14 protein-coding genes and 1 pseudogene are annotated in these 16,973 nt (G+C 65.8%); 6 read left to right on the top strand and 9 right to left on the bottom strand.

Features of this window, described 5'->3' with window-relative positions; all coding sequences use genetic code 11:
* From FHY50_RS14425 to hppD, 9 genes and pseudogenes are all read right to left on the bottom strand, one after another.
* Positions 1-94, bottom strand: a pseudogene (locus FHY50_RS14425) (electron transfer flavoprotein subunit beta/FixA family protein); the annotation flags it as partial.
* A gap of 12 nt (positions 95-106) precedes the next feature.
* Positions 107-2,149, bottom strand: coding sequence for an acetyl-CoA carboxylase biotin carboxylase subunit (locus FHY50_RS14075; protein ID WP_140231562.1), 2,043 nt, complete (start codon positions 2,147-2,149; stop codon positions 107-109).
* Between the two features lie 247 nt (positions 2,150-2,396).
* Positions 2,397-3,383 carry a biotin synthase BioB gene (bioB, locus tag FHY50_RS14070; protein ID WP_243846896.1) on the bottom strand — a complete coding sequence of 329 codons (987 nt, stop codon included), beginning with the start codon at positions 3,381-3,383 and terminating at the stop codon, positions 2,397-2,399.
* 74 nt (positions 3,384-3,457) lie between these two features.
* Positions 3,458-5,671, bottom strand: a complete 2,214-nt coding sequence (gene scpA, locus FHY50_RS14065; RefSeq protein WP_420030894.1) for a methylmalonyl-CoA mutase — start codon at positions 5,669-5,671, stop codon at positions 3,458-3,460.
* Positions 5,658-6,077 (bottom strand): methylmalonyl-CoA epimerase, encoded by a 420-nt coding sequence (gene mce, locus FHY50_RS14060; RefSeq protein WP_140231560.1) that lies wholly within the window; start codon positions 6,075-6,077, stop codon positions 5,658-5,660. The genes scpA and mce overlap by 14 nt, the downstream gene beginning before the upstream one ends.
* Positions 6,077-7,261: an acetyl-CoA C-acyltransferase gene (locus FHY50_RS14055; protein ID WP_140231559.1), complete on the bottom strand. Its 1,185-nt coding sequence runs from the start codon at positions 7,259-7,261 to the stop codon at positions 6,077-6,079. The genes mce and FHY50_RS14055 overlap by 1 nt, the downstream gene beginning before the upstream one ends.
* A 210-nt stretch (positions 7,262-7,471) precedes the next feature.
* On the bottom strand, positions 7,472-8,998 hold the full coding sequence (locus FHY50_RS14050; RefSeq protein WP_140231558.1) for an acyl-CoA carboxylase subunit beta: 1,527 nt from the start codon (positions 8,996-8,998) through the stop codon (positions 7,472-7,474).
* A 67-nt stretch (positions 8,999-9,065) separates the two neighbouring features.
* Positions 9,066-10,343 (bottom strand): homogentisate 1,2-dioxygenase, encoded by a 1,278-nt coding sequence (gene hmgA / locus FHY50_RS14045; protein ID WP_140231557.1) that lies wholly within the window; start codon positions 10,341-10,343, stop codon positions 9,066-9,068.
* A gap of 21 nt (positions 10,344-10,364) precedes the next feature.
* Positions 10,365-11,423 carry a 4-hydroxyphenylpyruvate dioxygenase gene (hppD, locus tag FHY50_RS14040; RefSeq protein WP_140231556.1) on the bottom strand — a complete coding sequence of 353 codons (1,059 nt, stop codon included), beginning with the start codon at positions 11,421-11,423 and terminating at the stop codon, positions 10,365-10,367.
* 80 nt (positions 11,424-11,503) lie between these two features.
* Here hppD and FHY50_RS14035 point away from each other — a divergent pair, with 80 nt between their 5' ends.
* The 6 genes from FHY50_RS14035 to pheT all read left to right on the top strand — a co-directional run bounded on the left by FHY50_RS14035 (position 11,504) and on the right by pheT (position 16,962).
* Entirely contained in the window at positions 11,504-11,956 is a 453-nt protein-coding gene (locus FHY50_RS14035; protein ID WP_140231555.1) for a MarR family winged helix-turn-helix transcriptional regulator, read from the top strand.
* A 50-nt stretch (positions 11,957-12,006) separates the two neighbouring features.
* Positions 12,007-12,657: a hypothetical protein gene (locus tag FHY50_RS14030; RefSeq protein WP_140231554.1), complete on the top strand. Its 651-nt coding sequence runs from the start codon at positions 12,007-12,009 to the stop codon at positions 12,655-12,657.
* Between the two features lie 128 nt (positions 12,658-12,785).
* Positions 12,786-12,989: a 50S ribosomal protein L35 gene (gene rpmI / locus FHY50_RS14025; RefSeq protein WP_009823219.1), complete on the top strand. Its 204-nt coding sequence runs from the start codon at positions 12,786-12,788 to the stop codon at positions 12,987-12,989.
* A 12-nt stretch (positions 12,990-13,001) separates the two neighbouring features.
* Positions 13,002-13,367 (top strand): 50S ribosomal protein L20, encoded by a 366-nt coding sequence (rplT, locus tag FHY50_RS14020; RefSeq protein WP_140231553.1) that lies wholly within the window; start codon positions 13,002-13,004, stop codon positions 13,365-13,367.
* Positions 13,368-13,480: 113 nt separating this feature from the next.
* A complete protein-coding gene (pheS, locus tag FHY50_RS14015; RefSeq protein WP_140231552.1) occupies positions 13,481-14,572 on the top strand; it encodes a phenylalanine--tRNA ligase subunit alpha in 1,092 nt (363 codons plus the stop codon).
* Positions 14,569-16,962 (top strand): phenylalanine--tRNA ligase subunit beta, encoded by a 2,394-nt coding sequence (gene pheT / locus FHY50_RS14010; protein ID WP_140231551.1) that lies wholly within the window; start codon positions 14,569-14,571, stop codon positions 16,960-16,962. The genes pheS and pheT overlap by 4 nt, the downstream gene beginning before the upstream one ends.
* The last annotated feature ends 11 nt before the right edge of the window (positions 16,963-16,973 follow it).

Here is a 16,973-nt window from a genome sequence, read left to right as displayed (position 1 = left end):
TCACATTCGACAGATCAACCCCAGACCCGTCCGCCTTCACCCGAGGCTTCACATTATAATCCAACACCCGCTTCACCGGGACCATGATACGCATCGCGTCAGCCTTTCATTCGAATTCGAGGATCGCGGCGTCGACGCCCAGGCTGTCGCCGGGTTCGAAATTTGCCGCCTTCACCACGCCCGCACGCTCGGCGCGCAGGATATTCTCCATCTTCATCGCCTCGACCACCGCCAGCGGCTGCCCCGCTTCGACGGCATCGCCCGGTGCCACATGCAGCGCCGTTAGCAGACCCGGCATCGGGCAGAGGAGGAATTTCGACAGATCGGGCGGGATTTTTTCGATCATGTGGCGCGAAAGCGCCGCGACATGCGGCGGCCAGACACGGACGTCGTGCGATGCACCGCGCGCGGTAAGCCGCCAGCCGCTGCGCGTCCGGCGAACGCGCACCGTGAGCGGCGCGTCGTCGATGCGGGCCGCGAACAAGGGCTGGCCCGGACGCCAGCGCCCGACGATGTCGAGCGGCGGATGTCCGTCACCGCAATCGACAAGCGTGCCACCGTCATAATCGTCGGCCACAATCGCGAAACGTTCGCCGCCGATCAGGGCAACACGCTCGCGAGGCAATCCCACCCGGTTGCCAAGCTGCCCGTCGATCGTGGCAGCACGAGACGCATGGGCGAGGTCGAGCAACACCGCCAGCGCGGCCAGCTTGCGCGTCAGCTCCGGTGGCGTGTCGGCCCCGGCAAAGCCTTCGGAAAACGCCTCGGCGATGAAACCGGTGGTAAGCGCGCCGGAACGGAACCGCGGATGCTGCATCAGCGCCGACAGGAAATCGATATTGTGGCCCAACCCGTCAATCTCGAACCGGTCGAGCGCTGCGACCTGGAGATCGGCGGCCGCGTCGCGGGTCGGTGCCCAGGTGACGAGCTTGGCGATCATCGGGTCGTAGAACATCGACACCTCGCCGCCTTCGCGGACGCCGTCGTCGACGCGGGTATATGCCTCGTGCCCGGTCGCCTCGAATGGGTGGGTATAGTCCGTTCCGCGCGAGGCCGGCGGGCGATACCGCACCAACCGCCCGGTGCTGGGCAAAAATCCGCGATAGGGATCCTCGGCATAGACGCGGTTCTCGATCGCCCAGCCGCTGAGCTTCACCTCGTCCTGCCCGAACGCCAGCTTCTCGCCCGCCGCGACGCGGATCATTTGCTCTACCAGATCGAGGCCCGTGATCGCCTCGGTCACCGGATGCTCGACCTGGAGCCGGGTGTTCATCTCGAGGAAGTAGAAACCCTCGCCGCTGGTGTCCGCGCCGGACACGATCAGCTCGACCGTGCCGGCGCTGTAATAGCCGACCGCGCGCGCGAGCGCGACTGCCTGCTCGCCCATCTTGCGGCGCATGTCGGGCGTGACGAACGGCGACGGCGCTTCCTCGACGACCTTCTGGTGCCGGCGCTGGATCGAGCATTCGCGCTCGCCAAGATAGACGATGTTGCCGTGCTGGTCGCCGAGCACCTGGATCTCGATGTGCCGCGGGCTTTCGATGAACTTCTCGATGAACACGCGGTCATCGCCGAAGCTTGCCAGCCCCTCGCGCTTGGTCGCATCGAAGCCGTCGCGCACATCCTGTTCGCTATAGGCCAGCCGCATCCCCTTGCCGCCGCCGCCCGCGCTCGCCTTCATCATCACCGGATAGCCGATGTCACCGGCAATCTTGATCGCCGCGTCGGTATCGGCGATCTCGCCGAGAAAGCCGGGGACAACATTGACCCCCGCCGCCTTGGCGAGCTTCTTCGATTCGATCTTGTCGCCCATCGCCGCGATCGCATTCGGCGGAGGCCCGACGAAGGCGATGCCGGCATCGGCGCAGGCCCGCGCGAAACTTTCGCGCTCCGACAGGAAGCCGTAGCCGGGGTGGATCGCGTCGGCGCCGGTTTCCCGGGCCGCAAGCAGGATCAGATCAGCGCGTAGATAGCTGTCGGCGGCAGGCGCCGGCCCGAGGCGAACGGCCTCATCCGCCATCAATACGTGCGGGGAGCGCGCATCGGCATCCGAATAGACCGCGACGGTCGCGATGCCCATCCGCTTGGCGGTGCGCATGACGCGACACGCAATCTCGCCTCGGTTGGCGATGAGGATCTTTTTAAACATCAATCGACTTTCGGACGGGCGAGCAGCCGAGCCACCCGCCGGGCAAGCCACTGGCAAAACAACACACAGATGAGAGCGTAGATTATTGTCGGCACTACTTTGAGAAGCCAACCGATCGTGAAGGGCGTCGAAGATCGGTAGGCTTGTCTATAGACATCGGCCAAACCCATCCAAAATAGCTGAATGCCGCTCCAGTAGAGCGCGGAAAAGACTGCGAACAGCAGCGCTGGGATCCGAACAGGATTTTTCACTCCGCCGCCATCCGCATCGGCTCGTCCGCCGTCATCGGCCGCACGCCCAGCTTCGCGAACAGCGCCGCGTCCGCGCTGTCGCCCGCGTTGCCGGTGGTCAGCAGCTTGTCACCGGTGAAGATCGAATTTGCGCCAGCCAGGAAGCACAAGCCCTGTGTCGCCTCACTCATGCTCTCGCGCCCAGCCGACAAGCGCACCATTGACCTGGGCATCGCGATCCGCGCGACGGCCACCGTCCGCACGAACTCGATATCGTCGATCTTCGCCAGCGGCGTGTCGGCGAGCATGTCGCCGAGCGGCGTTCCCGGCACTGGCACCAGCGCGTTGACCGGAACGCTTTCAGGATGGCGCGGCAGCGTCGCGAGCGCGTGGACGAACCCCACCCGATCTGCCCGCGTCTCCCCCATCCCGACGATGCCGCCGCAGCACACCGCGATCCCGGCGTCGCGGACATTCGCCAGCGTATCGAGCCGGTCCTGAAACGTCCGCGTGGTGATGACATCGCCATAATGCTCGGGCGAAGTATCGATATTGTGGTTGTAGTAATCGAGGCCCGCATCCTTGAGCCGCGCTGCCTGATGCGGTTCGAGCATGCCCAGCGTCATGCAGGTTTCCAGCCCCAGCGCGCGCACCCCCTCCACCATCGCGACGACCGCATCCATGTCGCGGTCCTTGGGATTGCGCCACGCCGCGCCCATGCAGAACCGCTGCGAGCCGGCCGCCTTTGCCTCGGCCGCCGATGCCAGCACGGCATCGACGTCCATCAGCTTCTCGGCCTTGAGCCCGCTGTCCGCCGACGCGCTTTGCGAGCAATAGCCGCAATCTTCCGGACATCCGCCGGTCTTGATCGACAGCAACGTGCATAATTGCACCTGATCGGGCGCGTGGTGGCGGCGATGGACCTCCGCCGCGCGGAACAGCAGTTCGGGGAACGGCAGGTCGAACAATGCCGCGATCTCCTCGCGGCTCCAGTCGAAGCGCAGCCCCGCTTTGGTATCGTCGAACCATGGCTTGAGATCGACCAGATCGGGTTCGAACGTCTCGGCGACGAGGTCGGTCATTCGGCGGCTTCCTCTTGCGGCGGCATGTTGTGGCCGAGCAGCGCGAGCACCTGCCCCGCCGCGTCGATCAGGTTGGTGCCCGGGCCGAAGATCGCCTGCACGCCCGCATCGCGCAGGAAAGCATAGTCCTTCGACGGGATCACGCCGCCGGCAATCACCTTGATATCGCCGCGTCCGGCATCGCGCAGATGGCCGATCAGTTCGGGAACGAGCGTCTTGTGCCCGGCGGCAAGGCTCGACGCACCGACGACATCGACATCGCTGGCGATCGCGAGCTTTGCGGCTTCCTCCGGCGTCTGGAACAGCGGCCCGGGAACGACCTCGAAGCCAAGATCGCCGAACATGCTCGATACCAGGTTGGCGCCGCGATCATGACCGTCCTGCCCCATCTTGGCGACCAGCATCCGTGGGCGGCGGCCAAGCCGGGCTTCGGTCGCGGCAACGCCGTCGGTCAGCCGCTCCCAGCGCGGATCGTCATGATATGCGCCGCCATAGATGCCGCTGACAGGAGTAGGCTGCGTATCGTAGCGGCCGAACACATCCTCCATCGCCTGGCTGATCTCACCAAGGGTAGCGCGGGCCCGCGCGGCTTCGACGGCGAGCGCCAGCAGATTGTCCGACCCACGCGCGCCTTTGCGCAGCGCGTCGAGCGCGGCCTGGCACTTGCCCTCGTCGCGCGCCGCTTTCACCCGCGCGATCCGCGCCACCTGTCCCGCGCGCACCGCATGGTTGTCGATGTCGAGGGTCTCGACCGGGTCTTCGTCCGCAAGCCGGTATTTGTTGACGCCGACGATCACGTCCTCGCCGCGATCGACGCGGGCGGCGCGGGCGGCCGATGCCTCCTCAATCATCGCCTTGGGCCAGCCTGCGGCGACCGCCTCTGCCATCCCGCCCTCGGTCTCAACCCGTTCGATGATCTCCCACGCCTTGTCGGCGAGCTGCTGCGTCAGCGCCTCGACATAATAGCTGCCGCCCAAGGGATCGACGACGTTGGTGATCCCGGTTTCTTCCTGCAGAACGATCTGGGTGTTGCGGGCGATGCGCGCGGAAAAATCGGTCGGCAGCGCGATCGCTTCGTCGAGCGCGTTTGTGTGGAGCGATTGCGTACCGCCCAGCACCGCCGCCATCGCCTCCACCGTCGTGCGGATGACGTTGTTGTAGGGATCCTGTTCCTGCAACGACACGCCCGATGTCTGGCAATGCGTGCGGAGCATCTTGGACCGCTCGTCCTTCGCGCCAAGCCCGGTCATCACCCGGTGCCACAGCAGCCGCGCCGCGCGCAGCTTCGCGATCTCCATGAAGAAGTTCATGCCGATCGCGAAGAAGAACGACAGCCGCCCGGCGAACTGGTCGATGTCGAGCCCGCTGGCGATCGCCGCCTTCGCATATTCGCGGCCGTCGGCGATGGTGAAGGCCAGTTCCTGCACCTGCGTCGCACCGGCTTCCTGCATGTGATAGCCGGAAATGCTGATGCTGTTGAACTTGGGCATGTGCCGCGACGTATAGGCGATGATGTCCGATACGATCCGCATCGAGGGTTCGGGCGGATAGATGTACGTGTTGCGGACCATGAACTCCTTGAGAATATCGTTCTGGATCGTGCCGTCGAGCTTGGCCAGCGGCACGCCCTGTTCCTCGCCAGCGACGATGAAGAACGCCAGGATCGGGATCACCGCGCCGTTCATCGTCATGCTGACCGACATCGCGTCGAGCGGGATGCCGTCGAACAGGATCTTCATGTCCTCGACGCTGTCAATCGCCACGCCGGCCTTGCCGACATCGCCGGTCACGCGCGGATGGTCGCTGTCATAGCCGCGATGCGTGGCGAGGTCGAAGGCGACGCTCAGCCCCTTTTGCCCCGCGGCGAGGTTGCGGCGGTAGAAGGCGTTCGATTCCTCGGCAGTGGAAAATCCCGCATATTGCCGAATGGTCCAGGGTCGCCCGGCATACATCGACGCGCGCGCGCCGCGCGTGAACGGGCCGAAGCCGGGCAGGCCGGGGTCGATATCGGCGGTATCTTCGGCGGTGTAGAGCGGCTTGACCGCGATCCCCTCGGGCGTGTGCCACGTCAGGTCGCGGCCCTTCACCTCCTTTTCGGCGAGCGCCTGCCAATTCGACACCGTCGGCCGTTCCGCCGCCGCTTCCGGCAGGGTGCGGGAATCGGGCGGGGCGCCCGAATCCTCACCGGTCATCTTCTCAATGTCCGCCACGCGGGCTCTCCATGATCTCGGTCAGCACGCCGCCCATGTCGCGCGGGTGGACGAAGAAGATCGGCGTGCCGTGCGCGCCGATGCGGGGCTCCCCCAGCAGGCGCGCGCCCTGTTCCTCGAACCAGGCCTTTGCCTCGGCAATGTCGGGTACTTCGTAGCACAAATGATGCTGCCCACCGGCCGGGTTCTTTTGGAGGAACGCGGCGATCGGCGATTCGGGGCCGAGCGGCTCGATCAGTTCGATCTGCGTGTTCGGCGTATCGACAAAGCACACCTTCACCCCCTGCGCGGGCAAGTCGAACGGCTCGCCGATGCCGGTCGCGCCCATCACGTCGCGCCAATAGGGAATGGCATCGGTTATCGATGGCGTAGCAACGCCGACATGGTTGAGGCGGCCAAGGTGCATCACACCAGTTCCACAGCCATCGCCGTCGCCTCGCCGCCGCCGATGCACAGCGACGCGACGCCACGCTTGCCGCCGGTCCGCTCCAGCGCGGACAGCAAGGTCGCGAGGATGCGCGCGCCCGACGCGCCGATCGGGTGTCCCATCGCGGTGGCTCCGCCGTGGATGTTGACCTTGGCATGCGGGATATCGAGGTCGTGCATCGCGATCATCGTCACGCACGCGAACGCCTCGTTGATCTCGAACAGGTCGACGTCGTCGACGCTCCAACCGGTCTTTGCGAGCAACTTCTCGATCGCGCCGACAGGGGCGGTGGTGAAATCCTTCGGCGCGCGGGCGTGCGCGGTATGGCCGACGATCCGCGCGATCGGGGCCAGCCCCTTGGCATCGGCAAAGCCCGCGCGCGCCAGCACCAGCGCCGCCGCGCCGTCGGAGATCGACGAGGCGTTGGCGGCGGTGATCGTGCCTTCCTTGGCGAACGCCGCGCGCAGCGTCGGGATCTTGGCGACGTCGCCCTTGGCAGGCTGTTCGTCGAGCAGCACGGTGTCGGTGCCCTTGCGCGTTTTGACCTCGACGCCGGTGATCTCGCGGTCGAACCAGCCCGATGTCTGCGCGGTCTGCGCGCGGGTCAGCGATTCGATCGCATAGGCGTCCTGAGCTTGCCGTGTGAACTGATAGTCGCGTGCCGAGTCCTCCGCGAACGTCCCCATCGCCCGGCCGGGTTCGTACGCATCCTCAAGTCCGTCGAGCATCATGTGGTCGTACGCGGTGTCGTGTCCGATCCGCGCGCCCGCACGGTGCTTCTGCAACAGATACGGCGCGTTCGACATGCTTTCCATGCCGCCCGCGACGACGATATCGGCCGAGCCGGCGGCGATCGCGTCGGCAGCCATCATCGCCGCCATCATGCCGGATCCGCACATCTTGTTGACGGTCACCGCCTCGACATGGTCGGGCAGTCCGCCCAGCCGCGCCGCCTGCCGCGCCGGCGCCTGTCCCAGCCCGGCCGGAAGCACGCAGCCCATATAACAGCGCGCGACATCCTCGCCCGCCACGCCGGCGCGCTCGACCGCCGCGCGGACGGCGGCGGCACCGAGATCGGTCGCCTTCGCGCCGGACAGGCTGCCCTGGAAACTGCCCATCGGGGTGCGAGCGTAGGACAGGATGAGAACGGGGTCGGTAGTCATTATGGGTTCCTCAGCGTTCGACGCGGTCATCATCTTCTGCGATGTCGTCAGATAGCGTTTTCGATATCTGCGAAGGTTACCGTGATCCGGCCGTCCGTAGTAGCATCGATCGAGAAGGGCGAATTGCCTTCTAAACCTACCTCCAACCCGCTGGCGTCTGGCTCTAGCGCCGAGACAAATGTGTACTCCAGGTCTGCAACCACGATCGCATCACAGCGGAATGTTATCATGCTTCTTCCACGGGTTCTCCAACTGCTTCCCGCGCAATTTCCGTAGCCCCAGCGCCACGCGCCGCCGGGTAGAGTGCGGCTGGATCACCTCGTCGATGAAGCCCTTGCTCGCCGCGACGAACGGATTGGCGAAGCGTGCCTCATATTCGGCTGCGCGCTCGGCAATCTCCTCCGGCGTCTTCCCGCGAAAGATGATCTCGGTCGCGCCCTTGGCACCCATCACCGCGATCTCGGCGGTCGGCCAGGCATAGTTGAGGTCGCCGCGCAGATGCTTCGACGCCATCACGTCGTATGCGCCGCCATAGGCCTTGCGCGTGATGACGGTGATCTTGGGCACGGTCGCCTCGCCGTACGCGAACAGCAGCTTTGCGCCGTGCTTGATGATCCCCGAATGCTCCTGCCCTACCCCGGGCAGGAAACCCGGCACGTCGACGAAGGTGACGATCGGAATGTCAAACGCGTCGCAGAAGCGCACGAACCGCGCGGCTTTCTTCGACGAGTTGATGTCGAGTACGCCGGCCAGCACCATCGGCTGGTTGGCGACGATGCCGACCGTCCGCCCTTCGATCCGGCCAAAGCCGATCAGCATGTTGCCGGCGTGCGCGGGTTGCAGTTCGAAGAAATCGCCCTCGTCGACGACCTTCGCGATCAGTTCGTGCATGTCGTAGGGCTGGTTGGCACTGGGCGGAATCAGCGTGTCTAGGCTGTCCTCCACGCGATCCCACGCATCGTCGCTCGGTCGCACCGGCGGGTCCACCCGGTTCGAGGCGGGAAGGAAGTCCACGAAGTCGCGGGCTGCGAGCAGCGCCTCGATATCATTGTCCAGGGCCAGATCGGCGACCCCCGACTTCGTGGTATGCGTCACCGCTCCACCCAGTTCCTCCTGCGTGACGATCTCGTTGGTAACGGTCTTCACTACATCCGGGCCGGTGACGAACATGTACGACGAATCCTTCACCATGAAGATGAAGTCGGTCATCGCGGGAGAATAGACCGCGCCGCCCGCACACGGCCCCATGATGAGGCTGAGCTGCGGGACGACGCCGGACGCGAGCACGTTGCGCTGGAACACCTCGGCATAGCCGCCGAGCGACGCGACACCCTCCTGGATGCGCGCGCCGCCGCTGTCGTTGAGGCCGATGACGGGGGCACCGACCTTCATCGCCATGTCCATGATCTTGCAGATCTTGGCAGCGTGGCGTTCGGACAGCGATCCGCCGAACACGGTGAAGTCCTGGCTGAACACGAAGACGAGGCGGCCATTGATCGTGCCCGATCCGGTGACGACGCCGTCGCCGGGGATGATCTGTTCCTCCATCCCGAAATCGACGCAATTATGCTCGACATACATGTCGAGTTCCTCGAACGAACCCTGGTCGAGCAGGACGTCGAGCCGTTCGCGTGCGGTCAGCTTGCCCTTGGCATGCTGCGCATCGATACGCTTCTGCCCGCCGCCCACTCGCGCGGCCGCGCGGCGGCGTTCCAGTTCCTCGATCGTCGACGACAAGCACGCTCTCCTTGTTTCGTTTCTCCCTTCCAGCGCTACCGACGCGGTGCAAGGGCAAAGTCGGCGATCAGGGCAGCCGCGCCTTGGGGAAGTCGGCCCATACCGCATCGTAGTCGAGCTGCGATGTGGCCAGCGCATGCTCGGTCGGGCGGTATGGCCAGCAGCTTTCGACCATGAACGCGAGCGCGCCCTCGATCTTGTGCGGCTTCAGATCGGCCTCGCTGGCGGCCAGCCACGATGCGTGGTCGGGGCCGTGGCCCGCCATCAGGTTGTGGAGCGACAGCCCGCCGGGCGCGAACCCCTCCGCCTTGGCATCATAGGCGCCGCCGATCAGCCCCATCGCCTCCGACATGACGTTGCGGTGGAACCAGGGCGGGCGGAACGTGTCCTCGGCGACCATCCAGCGCGGCGGAAACACGACGAAATCGGCGTTGGCGCGGCCCGGCACGTCGCTGGGCGAGGTCAAGACGGTAAAGATCGACGGGTCGGGATGGTCGAATGACACAGTGCCCACCGCATTGAAGCGGGCGAGATCGTAGCGCCAGGGGCCGAGGTTACCGTGCCATGCGACGACGTCGAGCGGGCTGTGATCGAGCATCATCGTCCACAGCGATCCCATGAATTTCTGGACCACCTCGGTGGGTTCGTCGCGATCCTCGAACCATGCCACCGGCGTTTCGAAGTCGCGCGGATTGGCAAGGCCATTGGCGCCGATCGGGCCGAGATCGGGGAGGCGGAACAGGCTTCCGTGGTTCTCGATGCAATAGCCCCGCGCGGTGCCGTCGGGAAGCAGCACGCGCAGCTTCACGCCGCGCGGAACCAGCGCGATTTGGCCCGGCGCGATATCGATCCGGCCGAGCTCGGTCCGGATATCGAGCCGGCCGTGCTGCGGCACGAACAGCAGTTCGGCATCGGCATCGACGAACACCCGGTCGGCCATGTCCTTGTTGGCGGAATAAAGGTGCACCGCCACGCCTTCGAGGTCGGCGGGATCGCGATTGGCCAACATCGTCGTCATACTGTCGAGCCAATCGACCGGCTCGCTAAGATCCGGCATCGGATCCCAGCGCAAGCGGTTTGGCGCGAGCGGTTCGTCGCTGGTGCCGGGCGCGAACCGCGCGGCGCCCCGATAGCGCGCATAGGGCGGATGCTCGGCGGTCGGACGCATCCGGTAGAGCCACGAGCGCCGGTTTTCGTGGCGCGGCGCGGTGAACGCCGTACCGGAAAGCTGCTCGGCATAAAGCCCGAACGCAGGCTTTTGCGGGGAATTGCGGCCGATCGGGAGGGCTCCCGGCACCGCTTCGGTAGACACGTGGTTGGCGAAGCCGGGAAGATAGTCGGTCATGTCGTCACCCCCAGCCCATGATCACGCGTCGACCTTCACCACGCCCCGCCGGATCTGGTCCAGCTCGATGCTTTCGAACAGCGCCTGAAAATTGCCGTTGCCGAACCCCTCATTGCCCTTGCGCTGGATGATCTCGAAGAAGATCGGGCCGACCATGTTCTCGGTGAAGATCTGGAGCAAGATACCCTCGTCACCAACATTTCCGTCGATCAGAATACGGTTGCGCTTGAGCCGTTCGAGATCCTCGCCATGCCCAGGCACGCGCTTGTCGACCAGCTCGTAATAGGTCTCGATCGTGTCCTGAAGTCTGACGCCGCGCTCACGCAGCTTTTCCACCGTGGCGAAGATGTCGTCGGTGGTGAGCGCAAGGTGCTGGATGCCCTCGCCGCCATATTCGCGGATGAATTCCTCGATCTGGCTGTTGTCGTCCTGGGATTCGTTCAGCGGAATGCGGATCGCCTTGTCGGGCGCGATCATCGCCTGACTGAACAGCGCCGTCGCCTTGCCCTTGATATCGAAGAACTTCTGCTCCTCGAACCCGAACAGCCGGGCGTAGAAGCCCGACCAGGTCCGCATCTCACCGCGGCGGACATTGTGGGTAAGATGGTCGAGCAGCTTGAGCCCGACATTTTCCCGGGCCGCGGCCTCGCGCCATCCCGGCACCTCGTCCCAGTCGGCGTAGAGATCGGCCCCGGCCTGGACCAGATAGAGATACGACCCGCCGATCCCTTCGATCGCGAACGATTCGGCACCTAGCGTCCCGCGCGCGGCATCAACCGGCGTCGCGCCCTCCGCCACGGCATGGTCATAGGCGGCCTTGGGATCGGCGACGCGAAACGCCATGCCGCTGGCCGACGGACCATGCGCGGCACGGAAATCCGCCGCTTGCCCCTCGCCCTCACGGTTCAGCAGCAGCGTGATGTTGCCCTGTACATAGCGGACGACCTGCTTGGCCGGATGCCGGTGCGACACGACGAATCCCATCATCTCGAACTGCTGTGCCAGCGCATCGGCATCGGGCGACGTGAATTCGCAGAACTCGAATCCGTCGAGACCCAGCGGGTTGGCGACGTCGGTCATGGCAGGCTCCATTAAACTGGTATCAATTGCGACTATCTTTTCCGCATTTGCGCAACTGGTGTCAATTGCTACCAGTGGATATGGCCGACGCGCTGATCCTCGACGAGTTCATCCCGTTCCGTCTTTCGTTCACGTCGAACCTGGTGAGCGACACGATCGCGCGCGCCTACGAGGCGTTGTTCGGCCTTTCCATTCCCGAATGGCGGCTGGTCGCGGTCGTCGCTGAGATGGAAGCGATCAGCCAGGCCGCGATCGGGCAGCGAACGCGCATGGACAAGGTCACAGTCAGCCGTGCGGCGATCGCGCTTGCCGACCGGGGCCTGCTCGAGCGCCGCGCCAATCCCGATGACAGACGCTCGCACCTGCTGGCACTGACCGACGCCGGGCGGACGCTGTACGGCGCGATCGCGCCCAAGGCGATCGAGCTTGAACGCCGCATCTTCGAAGGGTTCAGCCAGGATGAGATCGCCGCGTTCGTCGCGATGCTGCGCCGGATCGACGCGGCCACGCAGGCAGTGCGCGGCGGCGCTTGAGGTTTGCGCCCGACAGCACGATGTTGAGCGCGGGACAGGAGGCCCGCGGCTTGCGCTTTCTCATCTGGACGTTCGTATTCGGGGTGTTGCTGACGTTCGGCGTGGCGATCGCGCGCATTTTCGCGCGTACCGCCGCTGCATTCGGCATTGCCAGCATCGGATCGCTGGGGCTGGCACTATCTTTGGGACACGGGCCGTTCGAATTTTTCGGCATCCTGCTGCTATCGTGGATACCATTGTTCGCACTGACGATCGCGTTGTTCGCGCGGTTGGACCGCAGACGTCCCTCCGCTCTCGACCAGCCCAGGCCGATCCAGCCGGCGCCGGCGCTCCCTCCGGAAGACCGCCGCCGCCACGCCGCATGGAGTGCGCTGGCGCGGGAAGGCGACTGGGCGGCGAGCCGGGTGGCCGTGGCACGGACCAGCTGCGAGCGGTTCCTGAAGGTCGCCGATGACAGCGGCATGATCGTGGAGACCGAAGGCCTGGCGATCCGCATCCGCAAGCACATCCCGGCGCATATCGAGACCTGCCTTGCCCACGCCGCCGACGCGACGCCGGCCGAGCGGCGCCTGCTGGTGGAGGAGGCGCTGGCGACGGTTGAACGCGTCGGGGCGGAGGCCGACCGGCTGCGCGAGGAGATCAAGCGGCGACAGGCTTCCGACCTGGAGGTTCAGCGCCGTCATCTCGAACGTGGGCAATAGCCGACCCGGCTTGCATTTCCGGGACCAGTGCGATAGTCGCGCGCTCTTCCACGATCATTCGTAAGGAACTGCCTGGCCAGTGTGGGCTGCCATGGCCGTTCGCGATCGTTCCGGACAAGGAGACGAAAATGCCCAAGATGAAGACCAAGAGCGGGGTCAAGAAGCGGTTCAAGTTCACCGCGACCGGCAAGGTCAAGCACGGCGTGGCCGGCAAGCGCCATCGCCTGATCTCGCACAACGCCAAGTATATTCGCCAGAATCGCGGCACGTCGGTGCTCTCCGATTCGGATGCCGGTCACGTGCGCCTGTGGGCGCCGTACGGTCTGAAGTAAGGAGCCCGAGACATGGCAAGAGTGAAGCGTGGTGTAACCACCAAGGCGAAGCACAAGCGGATTCTGGATCAGGCGAAGGGCTATTATGGTCGTCGCAAGAACACGATTCGCATCGCGCGCCAGGCCGTCGAAAAGGCCGGCCAGTATGCCTATCGCGACCGCAAGGTTAAGAAGCGTACGTTCCGCGGCCTGTGGATCCAGCGCATCAACGCCGGCGTCCGCGCCGAAGGGCTGACCTATTCGCAGTTCATGCACGGGCTGAAGCTCGCCGGCGTCGAACTCGACCGGAAAGTCCTGGCCGACATCGCGATGCACGAAGGCGAAGCATTCAGCGCGTTGATCGCGCAATCGAAGGCGGCGCTGCCCCAGGCCGCCTGAGGCGATACCGCGCAAGCGAAGTCCAGGGGCGTCGGTGGGCAACCACCGGCGCCCTTTGCGTATCCGTCGCAGAGCGATAGAGCCCTGCGCGAACGCGTAAACCAAGGAACCCGATGACCACCGATCTCGACCAGCTTCGCACCGATCTGCTCGCCGCTGTCGATGCTGCGCCCGGGCTCGACGCGCTCGACGCGGTGCGCGTCCATGCGCTCGGCAAACAAGGCGCGATCACCGCGCTGCTCAAGACGCTGGGCGGCATGTCGCCCGACGAGCGGCAGGTCGAGGGGCCCCGCATCCAAGGATTGCGCGAGGCGGTCAGCGACGCGATCGCGGCGCGCAAGCAGGCGCTCGAGCAATCCGCGCTCGACGCGCGCCTGTCCAGCGAGACGATCGACCTGACCCTGCCGGTCGACCTCACCCCACCGGGATCGGTGCATCCGGTTTCCCAGGTGATGGACGAATTGGCCGAGATCTTCGCCGATCTGGGCTTCGCGGTCGCGACCGGTCCCGAGATCGAGGACGACTGGCACAATTTCACCGCGCTCAACATTCCCGAGACGCATCCCGCGCGGGCGATGCACGATACCTTCTATCTCGCGGGCCAGCATGAACGGCCGATGGTGCTGCGCACCCACACCTCCCCCGTCCAGATCCGCACGATGATGGCGCAGAAGCCGCCTATCCGCATCATCGCCCCGGGCCGCGTCTATCGCTCGGATTCCGACGCCACCCACACGCCGATGTTCCATCAGATCGAAGGACTGGTGATCGACAAGGGGATCACGCTGGCGCATCTGAAATGGACGCTGGAGACGTTCCTCAAGGCGTTCTTCGAGCGCGACGACATCGTCCTGCGGCTGCGGCCGAGCTATTTCCCGTTCACCGAGCCTTCGGCGGAAGTCGATGTCGGCTACACGCTGCGCGGCGGCAAGCGCGTGATCGGTGGCAGCGGCGACGACACCGATGGCGGCTGGATGGAAGTGCTGGGCAGCGGCATGGTCCATCCCAAGGTGATCGCCGCATGCGGGCTCGATCCCGAAGAATGGCAGGGTTTCGCATTCGGGACCGGCGTCGATCGGCTGGCGATGCTCAAATACGGCATGGACGACCTGCGCGCCTTTTTCGACGGCGATCTGCGCTGGCTGAGGCATTACGGGTTCGGCGCCCTCGACGTGCCGACGCTGTCGGGGGGAGTGGGCGCATGAAGTTCACGCTGAGCTGGCTCAAGGAGCATCTCGAAACCGAAGCCTCGCTGAACGACATCCTGGCCGCGCTGACGCGCATCGGGCTGGAGGTTGAGGGTGTCGACAATCCCGGCGAGAAGCTCGCCGCCTTTACCGTCGCCCGCGTGCTGAGCGCCGAAAAGCATCCGCAGGCGGACAAGCTGCAGGTGCTGTCGATCGATGCCGGTTCCGGCCCGATACAGGTGGTGTGCGGCGCGCCCAACGCGCGCGCGGGACTGATCGGCGTGTTCGGGCCGCCCGGAGCCTATGTCCCCGGCAGCGACATGACCCTGAAGGTCGCGGCCATCCGCGGCGTCGAATCGAACGGGATGATGTGTTCGGTGCGCGAGCTGGAGATCGGCGACGAGCATGACGGCATCATCGAACTGCCCGGCGATGCGCCGGTGGGAACGCCGTATCCCGATTATGCCGGCCTCAACGACCCGGTGATCGACGTCAGCATCACTCCCAATCGGCAGGATTGCATGGGCGTGCGCGGGATCGCGCGCGACCTGGCGGCGGCGGGGATGGGCACGCTCAAGCCGCTGCGCGAGGTCTATCGCATGCCGGCGGAATCCGTCGCTCCGGTCGGCCCCAGCCCCGACGTGCGCACCGACGATCCGGAAGGCTGCCCGGCGTTTTACGGCCAGGAAGTGCGCGGCGTCCGCAACGGTGCCGCGCCGCCGTGGATGGCACGCAGCCTCAAGGCGATCGGGCAGAAGCCGATTTCGGCGCTGGTCGATATCACCAATTTCGTGATGATCGACCTGGGGCGTCCGCTCCACGTCTATGACAAGGCCAGGCTGTCGGGCGGGCTGACCGCGCGCAAAGCTCGGGCAGGCGAACAGGTACTGGCACTCAACGGCAAGACCTACACGCTCGACGACACCATGACCGTCATCGCCGACGACGCCCAGGTTCACGACATCGGCGGCATCATGGGCGGCGAGGATTCAGGGGTCAGCGACGCGACCACCGACGTCCTCATCGAATGCGCCTATTTCACGCCCGAAGCGATCGCGCGCACGGGGCAGAAGCTGATGCTGACCAGCGACGCGCGCACGCGGTTCGAGCGCGGCGTCGATCCGGCGTTCCTGGGCGACGGCCTCGCCATCGCGACGTGGCTGGTTACCGAGCATTGCGGCGGTACTGCCAGCGGCGTGACGCGCGCCGGATCACCGCCTGATACTGCCCGGACCATCGCCTATGATCCCGATCATGCCGAACGGCTTGGTGGGCTGGCCGTGGCACCAGAGCGGCAAAGGGCGATCCTCGAAAGCCTGGGCTTTGCCGTGTCGGACGACTGGCAGGTGACGCCCCCGAGTTGGCGCCGCGATGTCGATGGCGGCCCCGATCTGGTCGAGGAAGTGATCCGCATCGAAGGCATCGACAAGGTGCCGCCGGTGCCGCTTCCGCGTATCGCAGGCGTAGCGAAGCCAACCGCGACTCCCGAACAGAAGCTCGAACGCAAGCTGCGCCGGTTCGCGGCGGCACGCGGGCTGCACGAGGCAATAACGTGGAGCTTCGTCGGCGAGCAACAAGCGGCTGTGTTCGGCGGCGGCGCGTGGACGCTGGCCAATCCGATCAGCGAGGACATGAAGGTGATGCGCCCGTCGCTGCTCCCCGGCCTGTTGATGGCGGCGGCGCGCAATGCGCGGCGCGGGGCGACGACGATCCGGCTGTTCGAGGTTGGCCGACGCTATCTGGCCGACGGCGAGAAGCCGACCTTGACCGTGGTCCTGGCGGGCGAGGCGGCGGCACGCGGCTGGCGATCGGGCAAGGCGCGCGCGTTCGACGCCTATGATGCCAAGGCCGAGGCGCTGGCGCTGCTCGAGGCCGCGGGCGCACCCGTCGCCAATCTGGCGGTGATGGGGCCAGAGAGCGATGGGGCCGGCGACGCCTATCACCCCGGCCGGTCGGGCACGCTGCGGCTGGGGCCGAAGACGGTGCTCGCGCGGTTCGGCATGGTACATCCCGGCGTGCTCGGCGCATTCGACCTGGGCGGCGACGTCGCGGCGGTCGAGCTGTTCCTCGACGCGCTGCCTGCCAAGCGGGCGACGGGATTCATGCGGGCGGCCTATACGCCGCCCGCGCAGCAGGCGGTGACACGCGACTTCGCGTTCCTGGTCCCGGCGGACCTCGCCGCGGGCGATCTGGTGCGCGCGGTTCGGGGCGCGGACAAGGCGGCGATCGTCGATGCGCGGCTGTTCGACCAGTTCACCGGCCAGGGCGTGCCCGAAGGGCGCAAGAGCCTCGCGATCGAAGTCACGCTCCAGCCCGGCGACAAGAGCTTCACCGATGCGGAAATCAAGACGATCGCCGACAAGGTGGTGGCGGCAGCGGCGAAGGTCGGGGCGGAGCTGCGCGGGTGACCGGCAATCGC

Origin of the sequence: Sphingomonas japonica (assembly GCF_006346325.1) — a bacterium.
Classification (GTDB): Bacteria; Pseudomonadota; Alphaproteobacteria; order Sphingomonadales; family Sphingomonadaceae; genus Sphingomonas; species Sphingomonas japonica.
The sequence above is the reverse complement of the archived record's forward strand: the minus strand, read 5'-3'. Positions and strand labels throughout refer to the sequence as shown.

What these genes read in the sequence shown, in the direction of transcription:
- hmgA (WP_140231557.1), bottom strand. Translation starts at nt 10,343, where the DNA reads ATGACCGACTATCTTCCCGGCTTCGCCAACCACGTGTCTACCGAAGCG.
- pheT (WP_140231551.1), top strand. Translation starts at nt 14,569, where the DNA reads ATGAAGTTCACGCTGAGCTGGCTCAAGGAGCATCTCGAAACCGAAGCC.
- hppD (WP_140231556.1), bottom strand. Translation starts at nt 11,423, where the DNA reads ATGACCGACGTCGCCAACCCGCTGGGTCTCGACGGATTCGAGTTCTGC.
- rpmI (WP_009823219.1), top strand. Translation starts at nt 12,786, where the DNA reads ATGCCCAAGATGAAGACCAAGAGCGGGGTCAAGAAGCGGTTCAAGTTC.
- FHY50_RS14075 (WP_140231562.1), bottom strand. Translation starts at nt 2,149, where the DNA reads ATGTTTAAAAAGATCCTCATCGCCAACCGAGGCGAGATTGCGTGTCGC.
- mce (WP_140231560.1), bottom strand. Translation starts at nt 6,077, where the DNA reads ATGCACCTTGGCCGCCTCAACCATGTCGGCGTTGCTACGCCATCGATA.
- FHY50_RS14035 (WP_140231555.1), top strand. Translation starts at nt 11,504, where the DNA reads ATGGCCGACGCGCTGATCCTCGACGAGTTCATCCCGTTCCGTCTTTCG.
- rplT (WP_140231553.1), top strand. Translation starts at nt 13,002, where the DNA reads ATGGCAAGAGTGAAGCGTGGTGTAACCACCAAGGCGAAGCACAAGCGG.
- FHY50_RS14055 (WP_140231559.1), bottom strand. Translation starts at nt 7,261, where the DNA reads ATGACTACCGACCCCGTTCTCATCCTGTCCTACGCTCGCACCCCGATG.
- pheS (WP_140231552.1), top strand. Translation starts at nt 13,481, where the DNA reads ATGACCACCGATCTCGACCAGCTTCGCACCGATCTGCTCGCCGCTGTC.